At 64.0% G+C, this 12735-nt stretch carries 11 protein-coding genes; 6 read left to right on the top strand and 5 right to left on the bottom strand.

The features are described from left to right. The first annotated feature begins 28 nt into the window (after nucleotides 1-28). Together JYG36_RS21795 and JYG36_RS21790 are read left to right on the top strand one after the other, a co-directional pair. A complete protein-coding gene (locus tag JYG36_RS21795; RefSeq protein ID WP_502937485.1) occupies nucleotides 29-3625 on the top strand; it encodes a transporter substrate-binding domain-containing protein in 3597 nt (1198 codons plus the stop codon). Nucleotides 3626-3709: 84 nt separating this feature from the next. Continuing rightward, nucleotides 3710-4930: an EAL domain-containing response regulator gene (locus JYG36_RS21790; RefSeq protein ID WP_213602244.1), complete on the top strand. Its 1221-nt coding sequence runs from the start codon at nucleotides 3710-3712 to the stop codon at nucleotides 4928-4930. Between the two features lie 7 nt (nucleotides 4931-4937). Here JYG36_RS21790 and JYG36_RS21785 read toward each other — a convergent pair whose 3' ends face one another. After that, complete coding sequence (locus JYG36_RS21785) at nucleotides 4938-5600, bottom strand: response regulator (protein WP_045193697.1); 663 nt, start codon at nucleotides 5598-5600, stop codon at nucleotides 4938-4940. 138 nt (nucleotides 5601-5738) lie between these two features. Here JYG36_RS21785 and JYG36_RS21780 point away from each other — a divergent pair, with 138 nt between their 5' ends. Then, the gene (locus JYG36_RS21780) at nucleotides 5739-6035 is read left to right on the top strand and encodes a DUF3509 domain-containing protein (protein ID WP_093386810.1); all 297 of its coding nucleotides are present in this window, start codon (nucleotides 5739-5741) and stop codon (nucleotides 6033-6035) included. A 159-nt stretch (nucleotides 6036-6194) separates the two neighbouring features. Here the strand turns inward: JYG36_RS21780 and JYG36_RS21775 are convergent, their stop codons facing one another. Continuing rightward, entirely contained in the window at nucleotides 6195-7082 is an 888-nt protein-coding gene (locus JYG36_RS21775) for a TIGR02285 family protein (RefSeq protein ID WP_093386805.1), read from the bottom strand. A 44-nt stretch (nucleotides 7083-7126) separates the two neighbouring features. Then, complete coding sequence (locus JYG36_RS21770; protein ID WP_093386800.1) at nucleotides 7127-8326, bottom strand: CaiB/BaiF CoA transferase family protein; 1200 nt, start codon at nucleotides 8324-8326, stop codon at nucleotides 7127-7129. Between the two features lie 130 nt (nucleotides 8327-8456). Here JYG36_RS21770 and JYG36_RS21765 point away from each other — a divergent pair, with 130 nt between their 5' ends. From JYG36_RS21765 to JYG36_RS21755, 3 genes are all read left to right on the top strand, one after another. Next, nucleotides 8457-8996 (top strand): YaeQ family protein, encoded by a 540-nt coding sequence (locus JYG36_RS21765; RefSeq protein ID WP_045193694.1) that lies wholly within the window; start codon nucleotides 8457-8459, stop codon nucleotides 8994-8996. A 54-nt stretch (nucleotides 8997-9050) separates the two neighbouring features. Beyond that, a complete protein-coding gene (recJ, locus tag JYG36_RS21760) occupies nucleotides 9051-10760 on the top strand; it encodes a single-stranded-DNA-specific exonuclease RecJ (RefSeq protein ID WP_093386795.1) in 1710 nt (569 codons plus the stop codon). Between the two features lie 117 nt (nucleotides 10761-10877). Then, nucleotides 10878-11984: an NADH:flavin oxidoreductase/NADH oxidase gene (locus JYG36_RS21755; RefSeq protein WP_195885800.1), complete on the top strand. Its 1107-nt coding sequence runs from the start codon at nucleotides 10878-10880 to the stop codon at nucleotides 11982-11984. A gap of 85 nt (nucleotides 11985-12069) precedes the next feature. On the opposite strand, the gene JYG36_RS21750 is transcribed toward JYG36_RS21755, so the two are convergent. Together JYG36_RS21750 and JYG36_RS21745 are read right to left on the bottom strand one after the other, a co-directional pair. Beyond that, nucleotides 12070-12402, bottom strand: coding sequence for a type II toxin-antitoxin system HicB family antitoxin (locus JYG36_RS21750; protein ID WP_093386790.1), 333 nt, complete (start codon nucleotides 12400-12402; stop codon nucleotides 12070-12072). Continuing rightward, a complete protein-coding gene (locus tag JYG36_RS21745) occupies nucleotides 12399-12653 on the bottom strand; it encodes a type II toxin-antitoxin system HicA family toxin (protein WP_093386785.1) in 255 nt (84 codons plus the stop codon). The genes JYG36_RS21750 and JYG36_RS21745 overlap by 4 nt, the downstream gene beginning before the upstream one ends. Nucleotides 12654-12735: the final 82 nt, after the last annotated feature.

Below are 12735 nucleotides of genomic sequence, written 5' to 3'. Positions count from 1 at the left end.
GGTTTGCAGCAACGGATCAAGGGTATCAATGAGCACCGGACATCGACGCACAACAGGGCTGTTGCTGGCCTGCCTGTTCTGGCTGGGTATCGGGCCCTGGGCCCAGGCCGCCCAGAGCCTGCCCTTTACCCTGGTACCGCCGTTCACCGAGCTTGGGCCGATGCCATTGACCGCGGCCCAGCAACAATGGCTGGGCCCGGCGCGGGTGTTGCGGGTCGGTATCTCGTTTGCCGACTACGAGCCGGTGGACATCACCATCGACCGCAACCGCTACCAGGGCATCAGCGCCGACTACCTGAGCCTGGTTGCCGAACGCCTGGGGGTGAAAACCCAGGTGCTGGCCTTCGCCAAGCGCGAGGAGGCGATCGAGGCCTTGCGCCATGGCGACATCGATGTCCTGACCAGCGCCAACGGCTTTGAACGCAGCGTGGCGGGCCTGGCGTTCTCCGACGATTACATTCCGGACCGCTCCATGGTCGTGGTGCGTGGCGGCGCGTCGGTGCCGCCAAAGTCGCTGGCGGGGAAGAAAGTGGTCCTGCTCGACGGTTATGCCGACACCCGGGTCATGCACCAGGTTTATCCCGACAGCCAGGTGCTGCTGGCGCCCAACCTCAGCAGTGCCCTGGAGGCGCTCAATCAGGGTGAAGTGGATGCGTTTGTCGGCAACGAGATCATCATCCGCGCCTTCAACGCGCTGCGTCCGTACCTGGGCCTGCAGGTGGTCGGCCCCAGCGCCTTGCCGCCGATTGGCTTCGCCTTTGCCGTGCGTGCCGAAGACCGGCTGCTGCAGGAGATGTTCAACCAGGCGCTGGCCAGCATCGAGGAGTCGGTGCGCCGCGAAATTCTTGGCCGCTGGACCTCCGGCCTGGGCTCGGACGTGGCTCATCACCGGGTCGAGCTGAGCGTCGCCGAGCGCCGCTGGATCGCCAGCCATCCGCGGGTGACCGTGGTTGGTAGCCAGTATCCGCCTTACCTGTTCCGCACTCGCCAGGGCGCCTGGGTGGGGCTTAACAGCGATGTGCTGGCGACCATTGCGCAGATGACGGGCCTGCAGTTTGACTATGCGCCGTCCGAATCGATTGCCCAGAGCCTGGAGCTGCTCAGGAGCGGGCAGGCCGACATGAGCACAACCCTCAGTGAAACCGCGGAGCGCCGCGAGTTTCTCGGGTTCACTCATTCCATTGGCGGGCAGAGCTGGGTGTTCATCGTTCGTGCGCCGCAACTGGGCCTGGCGTCGCTGGACGAACTGGCCGGGCAGACCCTGGCACTGCCGGCGCAGCATGCGCTGGAGAGCACCCTTCGCGAGGATCACCCGGGTATTCGCCTGTTGTTGGTGGACTCGCTGGAGCAAGCCCGGGAAAAGGTCCGCAACGGCGAAGCCCTGGCCACCATCGACAGCGAAATCGGCGCCTACAGCGTGATCGGCAACGACCCGGTGCTCAAGGTCGGGCGTGGAGTCGAGGGCAAGTGGGCACCGGACCGGTTCTCGGTACGGCGCAGCGCTCCGGAGCTGGAAAGCATCCTCAACAAGGCCCTGGAAGCCTTCCCGGTCGCCGAGTTGCGTGCCGTGCGCATGAAGTGGCTGGGCGCGCTGGCGCCGCCAGCGCCGGCCTGGCAGCGGATTGCGCCGTGGATCTACTGGACCGTGGCGGCGGCGGTACTGTTCGGGCTGGTGTCGCTGGTCTGGAGCAGTCGCTTGCGCGCGCAGATCAACCAGCGGCAGAAGGCCGAGCAAGCCCTCAACGACCAGTTGGCGTTCAAGCGCGCACTGCTCGACGGAATCCCCAACCCGATCTACGTGCGCGACCTGGAAGGGCGGCTGATCACCTGCAACAAAAGCTACGAACAGGCCTTCTCGATGCGCCTGGAAGATGTCAAGGGCCGGCGGCTGACAGACATCGATGTCATTCCCGAGGCGCTGGCCAGGCAACTGCATGCCGATTACCTGAGCCTGCTCGAAGATCCGCAACCGGTGTTCGCGGACCGCTGTATCGAGTTTGAGGGCCAGCGCACCGATGCCTACCAGTGGACCGTGCCGTTCTACAGTGCCGACGGGCAGCTGCAAGGCCTGCTGGGGGGCTGGATCGACATCACCGAGCGCAAGCAACTGGAGGTGGCGCTGGTCGAAGCCCGGCAGCAGGCCGAGCAGGCCAACCAGGCCAAAAGTACCTTTCTGGCGACCATGAGCCACGAGATTCGCACGCCCATGGCGGTGATCATCGGCCTGCTCGAACTTGAGCGGGAAACCACCCTGGGCCGCGGCGAGCAACCGTCCCGGCGGCTGGAAACCGCCCATCAATCAGCCCGTGAGCTGATTGCGCTGATCGGTGACAGCCTCGACCTTGCCCGGATCGAGGCCGGCAGCCTGCAGCTCGAACCCCAGGCCCGGGCACTGGCGCCGTTTCTCAAGGCTATCGTCGAGCAGTTCCAGGCCCAGGCCCTGGCTCAGGGCCTGGACTTGCGCCTGCAACTGGCCAGCGAAGCAGAAGGGGTGTACTGGTTCGACCCGCTGCGCTTGCGCCAGGTGCTGACCAACCTGCTGGGCAACGCCCTGAAATTCACCCACCTGGGCCTGGTAGAGCTGCAGGTCAGCCGCACGGGCTGCGACAGTTTGCAGGGCATTGGCTTGCGCCTGTGTGTGCGTGACACCGGCATCGGTATCAGCAAGCAACAGCAGAGCGCGCTGTTCCAGCCCTTCGCTCAGGCAGGCGCGGGTGCCGAATATGGCGGCTCGGGCCTGGGCCTGAGCATTTGCCGGCAGTTGGTCGAGTTGATGGGCGGCAACATTGCCCTGCGTAGCGTGCCGGGCAAAGGTACCGAGGTCAGTGTCGAGCTGACCCTCGAAGCGCTGGCTGCCGAGCCTGTAGCGCCAGCGCCGACGCGTGGGCTGGCGGGCGGGCCGGCGCGGCGGATTCTGGTGGTTGATGACCTTTCGGCCAGCCGCTTGGTGCTCAGCCAGCAACTGGAATTCCTTGGCCATGAGGTGCTGGCTGTGGAGAACGGCCAGAGTGCTTTGCAGGCCTGGCAGGACGGCGATTTCGACCTGGTGCTCAGCGATTGCAACATGCCGGTGATGAACGGTTATGCGCTGGCCCGTGGCATCCGCCGCCTGGAACGCGACAGCCAGCGCCCAGCGATCGCCATCGTTGGCTGCACCGCCAACGCTATGAAAGAGGAGCGCGCCCGCTGCCTGGAGGCCGGCATGGATGAATGTCTGGTCAAGCCGGTTGCGCTGGCCCAGCTTGTCGCGGTGATCGACAGGCTGGCCGCGCGGCCCAGCTTCAGGATGGATACCCTGCAGAAGATGACCCAGGCCAACAATGCGGTACTGCGGCGCATGCTTGAGGAGTTGCGCAAAAACCTGCGGGAAGAGTCCGCTTTGCTCGCCTCTGCCGTCCAGACCCAAGGCTGGGAAGCCATTGGCGTGGCATTGCACCGCCTCAAGGGCGTCGCCTGCCTGATTGATGCGCTGCCCCTGGCGCAGGCGTGCGCGCAACTGGAAAAGGCCAGCCAGGTGCGCTCGACGCAGGCTGCCGACCCGGGATGGGCAGCATTGCAGGCGGCAATCGACCAGTTGAATCAGGACATTGAACAAGAGCTGTGGAAAATGTCACCTCAACTTTAGGACATGTCCTATGGGCGTCCTAGGTCAATTTTCCTAGAGTTGCACAGTGCTGTCGTTCAGATCGGCTACTGCGGGGAAATTTTCATGCACTCACTTAAGGTTCTGATTCTCGAGGATCATCCTTTCCAACTGATGGCCTTGCATCAGATGCTCAATGCCAATGGCGTCTTCGATGTGCTGACGGCGGAGTCGGTCGACGGCGCACGGCAGACGCTGTCCCGGCGCGGGCGGGTCGATATCGCCATCTGCGACCTGCACATGGACGGCCAGGACGGCCTGGAGCTGATCCGTCACCTGGCTGACAGCGGCCTGGCGGCGGCCTTGATTATCCTCAGCAGCGCCGAACGTGGTGTGCTCGATAGCGTTGCCGACCTGGCGCGACAGTTGGGCTTGCGGGTGCTCGGCAGTCTGCAGAAGCCGGCTTGCAGCGTGTCGCTGCACAAGTTGCTGCGCCGCTACCTCGACGAGCCCGGCGATTCGCCCCAGGCGCTCGCCGCACCGGCCCATGCCGAGCTGTTGGCCATGTCGCCCGCCGAGTTGGCGCAGAGCCAGGCGCAGTGGCAGGCCCATTACCAGCCCAAGGTGGGTTTCGACGGTGCCCTGGTCGGGGTGGAGGCGTTGGTACGCTGGCAACACCCAAGCCTTGGCTTGCTTAGCCCGGCGCAGTTCTTCCCCTTGATTGAAGGCGCCGGGTTGCTGGAGGCACTCAGCTGGCACGTACTCGACCAGGCCCTGGCATTCAGTGCCCAGGCCAGGCTCGCCAGTGGCCAGCCATTACCCGTGGCGGTCAACATCGCCCCGCTGATGCTCACCCGCGATGATTTCGCCGCGCAGGTCGTCGCGGCCCTCAAGCGCCATGACGTGCCGGCCAGCGCCCTGACCCTGGAGGTCATCGAAACCCACAGCTGCCAGCTCGACAGCAACCAGCTCGAAGGGCTGTTGCACCTGCGCATCCAGGGTTGCCAACTGTCGATCGATGATTTCGGCATGGGCGTGTCCAATCTGCAGCGCCTGCTCGAACTGCCATTCAGCGAGTTGAAACTGCCCAGCGAGTTTGTCCGGGGCATGGCCGATGATGGCCGTAAGGCGGCGGTGGTGGCGGGGGCGCTGATCATGGCCCGGCGCATGGACCTGAACGTGGTGGTCGAGGGCGTCGAGACGGTGGATGACCTGATGGCGATCAAGGCCCTGGGCAGCCCGATCATGCAGGGCTATTTCATTGCCCGGCCGATGGCGGGGCCGGACCTGCGCCGGTGGATGCTCGAGCGTGAGCCGGCCGAGGCCAGGCTGCGGCGCAGGGCGTGAACAGCCTTCAGCCCAGGCCGTGCTCCTGCAAATAGAGGTACAGCGCGGCGTCATTGGCCAGGCCCAGCTTGCGCATGGCACTGACCTTCTGGCTGCTTACTGTCTGCTTGCTGCGGTTGAGCAGGGTGGCGATTTGGCCGACCGTGTGGCCGCCGGCGAGCAGGCGGGCGACTTCCAGCTCGCGCGGCGACAACGCCGTCTGGTCGCGGGCCAGGTCTTCACGCACGGCGCCGTCCTGTAACAGCAACTGCTGCACCGAATCGGCCAGGTAAATCTTGCCGCTGCGCAGGCGGGCGATGGCCTGGGGCAATTCGTCGGCCAGGCTGGCCTTGCTCAGCAGGCCATTGACGCCCAGGGCCAGCATGGCCCGGAACAGCCCGGCATTGTTGAGCATGGTCACCACCAGCAGCGGCAACTGCGGATGGTGCCGGCGCAGTTGTTCGAGCAGCTTCAAGCCATCGTTCTGCTGCTCCAGCGGCATCATGAAGTCGGTCACCAGCACGTCGCATTCCAGGCTTTGCAGCAGGGTCGTGAGCTCCAGCGGGCCGCCGGCTTCGCCCACTACGCGAATGCCCGGAAGCTGCTCGAGCACGGCGCGCAGGCCGATGCGAAAGATCGGGTGGTCATCGGCCAGGATGATGCGCAGTTCACTGGGGGCAGGGGCTGTCACAGGCAGGCTCCGCTCAACGTGCTGGATTTCAATCTGTCATTTTTGCCGGGCATGCTGGGTAAAGGAAATCGCACTGAGAGAACTTTTCCGGCTGCCTCAGGGTCAGTGAAAGACCCCTTCTCGACAGGTAGGTGAACAATGAATGAGATGGAATGTATCAGATTGTTGCTTGGTCAAGCATTGGCACCGTACCGGGTCAGGCTGGTGCGCCTGAGCACCGGCTGTGATTTCGACCTGCGCCTGACCGACGAAACCAACCGCAGCGTGCTGCAGCGCACGGTCAAGCCCAGCCAGTTGCAGGACCAGCGCCTGCTGGTCGACCTGGTCGATGGCCTGCAGCGTGACCTGCTGATTGTAGAGGGCCGCCTGCAGCCTTGCGTCATCGCGGCGCAGCGCCATCTGCAGCAAGGCCGCTCGATCAGCGCCGGGGTGTGACGGAACCTTTGCCGGGCAAGGCAATCAGACCTAACAAGGACAGCTGATCGGGATTTTGCTCCGATGTCGTGAAGCTGTCGTGCGAAGCCCTATGGGCTTTTGTTTAGCCCCGGGCGGCCTCCCCACCGTTCGGGGTTTCTTTTTACCTGCGATCGGGCCTCAGGGGTGCTCGCCAAACAGGTGCAGGCTGTCGTGCAGGTACTGTTCGCGCATTTGCGGCGCCAGCCACTGGGCGTACAGGTCGGGCAAGGTGTCGTTGCGCAGCGGCAGTAGCAATTTGTTGATATGGCTGATGGCTTCGCGCCCCAGCGGCGTGTCGGAGCAGCCGACCCGCAGCAACTGGTACTGCTCGACTCCCTGGATCGGGTAGAAGGCATAGTCGTCGCTGGGCCAGCCTTGCTGTTGCAGCAGGTAGCGCACTTCCGGCCAGTAGCCGAGCACCAGTTGCAGGCGGTCATGCTGCTGCATTTGCAGCAGGCTGGTCACTGCGTCATTGCCGTAGTGGCGGCTGAGGGTAGTGTCGGGCAGGGTCTTGAGCAGTTCATCAACCGCCGGGCTGTAGCTGCGCTGGGCCACCACACCCAGCTTGAGCGCGGTACTGCCGAGCAGCGTCTGCAGGTCGACCTGCTGGTTGTGCAGGTAGGGGTCAAGCAGGTGCTGGTCCTTGCGCCGGACCACCAGGCCGCTGCTGAGCACGCCCAGGCTGGGGATCGAGAAATGCACATAGCGCGCTCGCTCCGGGGTCCACAGCAGGGTCGGGTCGCAGGTGAAGGTGGGCGCCTGGAGCATCTGGATGCCGCGGGCGCGGTTGACCCGGACGATGCTGTGATCGTATTCGGGCATCTGTTCGATCAGCAGCGGCAGCAAGCGGTCGATCACCCCCTGGCCCTTGCCGGTGCCTTCGAAAATGGTCAGCGGCGGCAAGTCGCGCAACAACCAGAACAAACGCTCCTTGGCCGAGGCCGGAGCGGGCAGGCCCAGGCAAAGCAACAGACCTAGCAACAGCGGCAATCCACGACGCATGCTCGCTTGCCAGTGATGGGTCATGTCCAGGTCTCCACCGTTGCCACGCAACTTGAGTAGTGCCGTGTTCAGACTGCGCCTTGCGTGCGTAGCCGGGCAATCGCTGCTGTGTCATAACCCAGCCCGGCCAGTACCTGCTCGGTGTGGGCTCCAAGCTCCGGCCCGACCCATTCGCTGGAGCCGGGGGTGTCCGAGAGCTTGGGGACGATCCCCGGCATCTTGAACGGCGTGCCATCGGGCAGCTTGGCTTGCAGGAACATCTCGCGGGCGAGAAATTGCGGGTCGCTGAACATATCTTCGGCACTGTAGATGCGGCTGGCCGGTACCTGGGCCTCATTGAGCACCTGCATCAGCGCATCCAGTGGCAAAGTCCGCGCCCAGCGGTCGATCACCCCGTACAACTCATCGCGGCGCAGGTCGCGGCCGTCATTGCTGGCGAGCGCCGGATCGTCGGCCAGGTCATTGCGGCCGATGGCCTGCATGAAGCGCTTGAAGATCGCATCGCCATTGGCGCCGATCTGCACGTGCTTGCCATCGGCGCTGGTGTGGATGGAGGAGGGGGTGATGCCGGGCATGATGTTGCCGGTACGCTCGCGGATAAAGCCGAACACGTCGAACTCCGGCACCATGCTTTCCATCATGGCGAAGATCGCTTCGTACAAGGCGACATCCACCACCTGGCCCTGGCCGCCGTTGACTTCGCGATGACGCAGGGCCATCAACGCCCCGATCACGCCCCACAAGGCCGCAATCGAGTCACCGATGGAGATGCCGGTACGCACCGGCGGGCGGTCCTCGAAACCGGTGATGTAGCGCAGCCCGCCCATGGATTCGCCGACGGCGCCGAACCCCGGCTGGTCTTTCATCGGCCCGGTCTGGCCGAAGCCGGACAGGCGCACCATCACCAGCTTCGGGTTGAGGGCGTGCAGCACGTCCCAGCCCAGGCCGAGTTTTTCCAGCACCCCGGGGCGGAAGTTCTCGATCAGGATGTCGGCTTCGGCCAGCAGCTTCTTGAGAATATCCAGCCCTTCGGCATGCTTGAGGTTGAGCGTGAGCGACTGCTTGTTGCGGGCCTGGACGAACCACCACAGCGACGTGCCTTCGTACAGCTTGCGCCACTTGCGCAGCGGGTCGCCGCCATCGGGCGACTCGACCTTGATTACCTCGGCGCCGAATTCGGCGCAGATGCGCGAAGCGAACGGGCCGGCAATCAGGGTGCCGAGTTCGATGACTTTGAGGCCGGCGAGAGGTTTGCTGGGCGTAGGCATGAGGCGTCCGTGGCAGCGGGTCAGGGCCCCCGTTTTTATCATAGCTGGGCGCGCCCAGATACTGCTGCGGCGCAAGGAACATGCGGATCGGTTAGACTGGGCGACTTTCCTTGCCGCAAGAAGCCCGTCCATGGCCCAGCCATCCACCACCTACAAGTTTGAACTGAACCTCACCGACCTTGACCGCGGTGTGTACGAAAGCGTCAAGCAGACCATCGCCCGTCACCCGTCGGAAACCGAAGAGCGCATGGCCGTGCGTCTGCTGGCCTACGCCCTGTGGTACAACGAGCAACTGTCTTTTGGCCGAGGTCTGTCGGACGTGGACGAAGCGGCGGTGTGGGAAAAAAGCCTGGACGACCGCATCCTGCACTGGATCGAAGTCGGCCAGCCCGATGCCGATCGTCTGACCTGGTGCTCGCGTCGCACCGAGCGCACCAGCCTGCTGGCCTATGGCAGCTTGCGCGTGTGGGAAACCAAGGTGCTGCCGGCGGTCAAGAACCTGAAAAACCTCAACATCGCCGCCGTGCCCCAGGAAGTTCTGGAAACCCTGGCCAAGGACATGCCGCGGGCGATCAAGTGGGACGTGATGATCAGCGAAGGCACGGTGTTCGTCACCGACGATCGCGGCCAGCACGAAGTCCAGCTGCAATGGCTGATGGGCGAGCGCTGATCGCGTGTCCTTTCTAGCCGAACATCCCTGATTGACGAGAAGCCCCAACGCCCCATGCGTATCGATCCCCGCCCGTTGCCGTCCACGTTGCCCTTTCTCGGCGACCTGCCACCCTTGCTGACCCGCCTGTATGCCGCCCGTGGCGTGCAATCGGCAGCCGAGCTGGATAAGAGCCTGGCGCGCCTGCTGCCTTACCAGCAGCTCAAGGGCATCGAGGCGGCAGTCGACCTGCTGGTGACGGCACTGGCAGAACGCCAGCGCATCCTTATCGTCGGCGACTTCGATGCCGACGGCGCCACCGCCAGCACCGTTGGCCTGCTCGGCCTGCGTCTGCTGGGTGCTGCCCATGTTGATTACCTGGTGCCCAACCGCTTCGAGTACGGCTATGGCCTGACTCCGGAGATTGTCGAAGTGGCCTTGCAGCGCCAGCCGCAATTGCTGATCACCGTCGACAACGGCATTTCCAGCGTCGAAGGCGTGGCCGCCGCTAAAGCTGCGGGATTGAAGGTCCTGGTGACCGATCACCACCTGCCTGGCCATGAGCTGCCGGCGGCCGACGCCATCGTCAATCCCAACCAGCCGGGCTGCGAGTTCCCCAGCAAGGCGCTGGCCGGGGTCGGGGTGATTTTCTATGTGCTGATGGCCTTGCGCGCGCGGTTGCGCAGCCTCGGTCACTACGACAACGCGCCGCAACCGAACATTGGCGAGCTGCTTGATCTGGTGGCCCTGGGCAGCGTCGCTGACGTGGTGCCGCTGGATGCCAACAACCGCATCCTGGTGCACCAGGGCCTGGAACGCATCCGTGCCGGACGGGCGCGGCCGGGGCTCAAGGCCATTCTTGAAGTGGCCCGCCGCGATCATGCGCGTATCACCTCCACCGACCTTGGCTTTATTCTTGGCCCACGGCTCAATGCGGCCGGGCGCCTGGACGACATGAGCCTGGGCATCGAGTGCCTGCTCAGTGACGATGCCAACCTGGCCCGGGAAATGGCCGGCCAGCTCGACGAACTGAACCAGGACCGCAAATCCATCGAGCAGGGCATGCAGCGCGAAGCCCTGGCCCAGCTCAAGGACCTGCCGTTGGAATCGATGCCGTTCGGCCTGTGCCTGTTCGAGCCGGACTGGCACCAGGGCGTGATCGGCATCCTTGCCTCGCGCCTGAAAGAGCGTTACCACCGCCCGACCATCGCCTTTGCCGATGCCGGCGACGGCATGCTCAAGGGCTCGGCGCGCTCGGTGCCGGGCTTTCATATTCGCGATGCGCTGGATGCCGTGGCGGCGCGCCATCCGCAGTTGATCAGCAAGTTCGGCGGCCACGCCATGGCCGCCGGCCTGTCGCTGCCGGCTGATAACTTTCCGGCCTTTGCCCAGGCCTTCGACGAAGAAACCCGTCGCCAGCTGCGTGAAGAAGACCTCACCGGCCGCTTGCTGTCAGACGGCACCCTGGCGGTCGAGGAGTTCCACCTGGAGCTGGCCCGGGCTTTGCGCAATGCCGGACCGTGGGGCCAGCACTTCCCCGAGCCGCTGTTCCACGGGGTGTTCCAGCTGGTCGAGCAACGGATCGTCGGTGAGCGGCACCTGAAGGTGGTGCTCAAGAGCGAATGCGGTTCGCTCAAGCTCGATGGCATCGCCTTTGGCGTCGACCGGGAAGTCTGGCCCAACCCCACCGTGCGCTGGGTCGAGCTGGCCTACAAGCTCGACGTCAACGAGTTTCGCGGCCAGGAAAGCGTGCAACTGATGATCGCGCATATCGAGCCGCGCTGATCTCACGGGGCAAAGTGGTCTAGGCTTCGAATGATGGGTCGAAGAACCTGCGGGGAAGATTCTGTAGTCGGCCGGTCAACTACCTGGAGCCTTACCACTTGATTTGAGAGGTGCCCCATGAGCCTGCTGCTTGAGCCGTATACCCTGCGCCAGCTGATCCTGCCCAACCGCATTGCCGTCTCACCCATGTGCCAGTATTCCAGTGTCGACGGCCTGGCCAATGACTGGCACCTGGTGCACCTGGGCAGCCGCGCGGTGGGTGGTGCCGGGCTGATTTTCACCGAAGCCACTGCCGTGACTGCCGACGGGCGCATTACCGCGCAAGACCTGGGCTTGTGGGACGACGCGCAGATCCCGGGGCTGCAACGCATCACCCGTTTCATCACCGCCCAGGGCGCGGTGCCCGGCATTCAGCTGGCCCATGCCGGGCGCAAGGCCAGCACCCATCGGCCGTGGCTGGGCAAGCATGGCAGCGTCAAGGTCGACGATGGCGGCTGGGTGCCAGTGGGGCCCTCGAAAATTGCCTTCGACCCGGAGCACACCGCACCCAGCGAACTGAACGAAGCGCAGATCGGCGAGATCATCCAGGCCTTTGTCGCCGCTGCCCGGCGCGCCCTTGAGGCCGGTTTCAAGGTGGTCGAAGTGCATGCCGCCCATGGCTACCTGTTGCACCAGTTCCTGTCGCCATTGAGCAACCAGCGCCGCGACCAGTACGGCAGCTGCTTTGAAAACCGCATTCGCCTGACCCTGCAAGTGACCGAAGCGGTGCGCGAGGTGTGGCCCGCCGAGTTGCCGGTGTTCGTGCGGCTATCGGCCACTGATTGGGTCGAGGATGGCTGGAACCCGGATGAGACCGTGGAGCTGGCCAAGCGCCTGCGCAAACTGGGCGTGGACCTGATCGACGTGTCCTCTGGCGGCACCTCGGTAAAAGCCGAGATCCCGACCGGGCCGGGCTATCAGACTCAGTTCGCGGCCAAAGTGCGGGAAGAGGCGGGGATCGCCACCGGGACGGTGGGCATGATCACCGACCCGATGCAGGCTGAAACCATCTTGCGTACCGCGCAGGCCGATATCATCTTCCTCGCCCGCGAATTGCTGCGCGACCCGTACTGGCCGCTGCACGCCGACGACGACCTGGGCGGCAACAAGGCGGTGTGGCCGGCGCAGTATCAACGGGCTACCAGCCGCGAGCAGCCGATACATGAGTCTGATTTACGCGATTGACTGAATGGCGAGCGCTTCGCGCTCGATCGCAGGCAAGCCAGCTCCCACAGGTTCGGCGTACATAAACCCTCTGTGGGAGCGGGCCTTAGGCATGTGCGGCCTGGCTCAACACATCGCTGACCCACTGGTTGATGCTCTTGTCTGCCAACTCAGCTTTTTGCGCGACGCTGGCATGCAGCGTCGGCTCAAGGCGCAAGCTCAATTTCCCCGAGTAAGCTTTCTGTGGTTCACGTCCCAGGCGCGCGCAGGTATCAAGGTAATCATCCACGGCTTCTTCGAAGGCGCTGCGCAACTGCGGGACCGATTGCGCGTGAAAGCCGATCACATCGCGTATACCGGCGACATGGCCGATCAGCAATTGGTCTTCATCGCTGTATTCAATACGGGCGGCGTAGCCCTTGTAGTTCATGACATTCATGGGGTCACTCCTGCCTGTTCCAGAAAGTACCGCGCATCGCGGATCTGATAAGGCTTGGCATCTTTATCCGGATGAGGGCGATGGAACGTCGCGATCACACCATTGAGTTCAAAGCGCACGCGTGAACCTCTGCCTTCGATTACCCGGGCTCCCGCACCGACCAACAAAGATTCGATGCGAGCCCATTCCAGATTGCCGGGTATCGGTTTGCTGAAGATTGACTTCAGCGTACTGCGCTGATGATTATTCATGGTATCAGATTATGATACCGTCTGCGATGCAGCAATGGGATGTCCATAGGGCGAAGCCTTTATGGATGAAGGAGGTTTCCTG

The sequence above is a fragment of the Pseudomonas sp. SORT22 genome (genome assembly GCF_018417635.1).
GTDB lineage: Bacteria > Pseudomonadota > Gammaproteobacteria > Pseudomonadales > Pseudomonadaceae > Aquipseudomonas.
The sequence above is the reverse complement of the archived record's forward strand: the minus strand, read 5'-3'. Positions and strand labels throughout refer to the sequence as shown.

Bases quoted from the DNA above. Each gene is read 5' to 3' on its own strand.
- JYG36_RS21795 (WP_502937485.1), top strand. From the start codon at position 29: ATGAGCACCGGACATCGACGCACAACAGGGCTGTTGCTGGCCTGCCTG.
- JYG36_RS21790 (WP_213602244.1), top strand. From the start codon at position 3,710: ATGCACTCACTTAAGGTTCTGATTCTCGAGGATCATCCTTTCCAACTG.
- JYG36_RS21780 (WP_093386810.1), top strand. From the start codon at position 5,739: ATGAATGAGATGGAATGTATCAGATTGTTGCTTGGTCAAGCATTGGCA.
- JYG36_RS21775 (WP_093386805.1), bottom strand. From the start codon at position 7,082: ATGACCCATCACTGGCAAGCGAGCATGCGTCGTGGATTGCCGCTGTTG.
- JYG36_RS21770 (WP_093386800.1), bottom strand. From the start codon at position 8,326: ATGCCTACGCCCAGCAAACCTCTCGCCGGCCTCAAAGTCATCGAACTC.
- JYG36_RS21765 (WP_045193694.1), top strand. From the start codon at position 8,457: ATGGCCCAGCCATCCACCACCTACAAGTTTGAACTGAACCTCACCGAC.
- recJ (WP_093386795.1), top strand. From the start codon at position 9,051: ATGCGTATCGATCCCCGCCCGTTGCCGTCCACGTTGCCCTTTCTCGGC.
- JYG36_RS21755 (WP_195885800.1), top strand. From the start codon at position 10,878: ATGAGCCTGCTGCTTGAGCCGTATACCCTGCGCCAGCTGATCCTGCCC.
- JYG36_RS21750 (WP_093386790.1), bottom strand. From the start codon at position 12,402: ATGAATGTCATGAACTACAAGGGCTACGCCGCCCGTATTGAATACAGC.
- JYG36_RS21745 (WP_093386785.1), bottom strand. From the start codon at position 12,653: ATGAATAATCATCAGCGCAGTACGCTGAAGTCAATCTTCAGCAAACCG.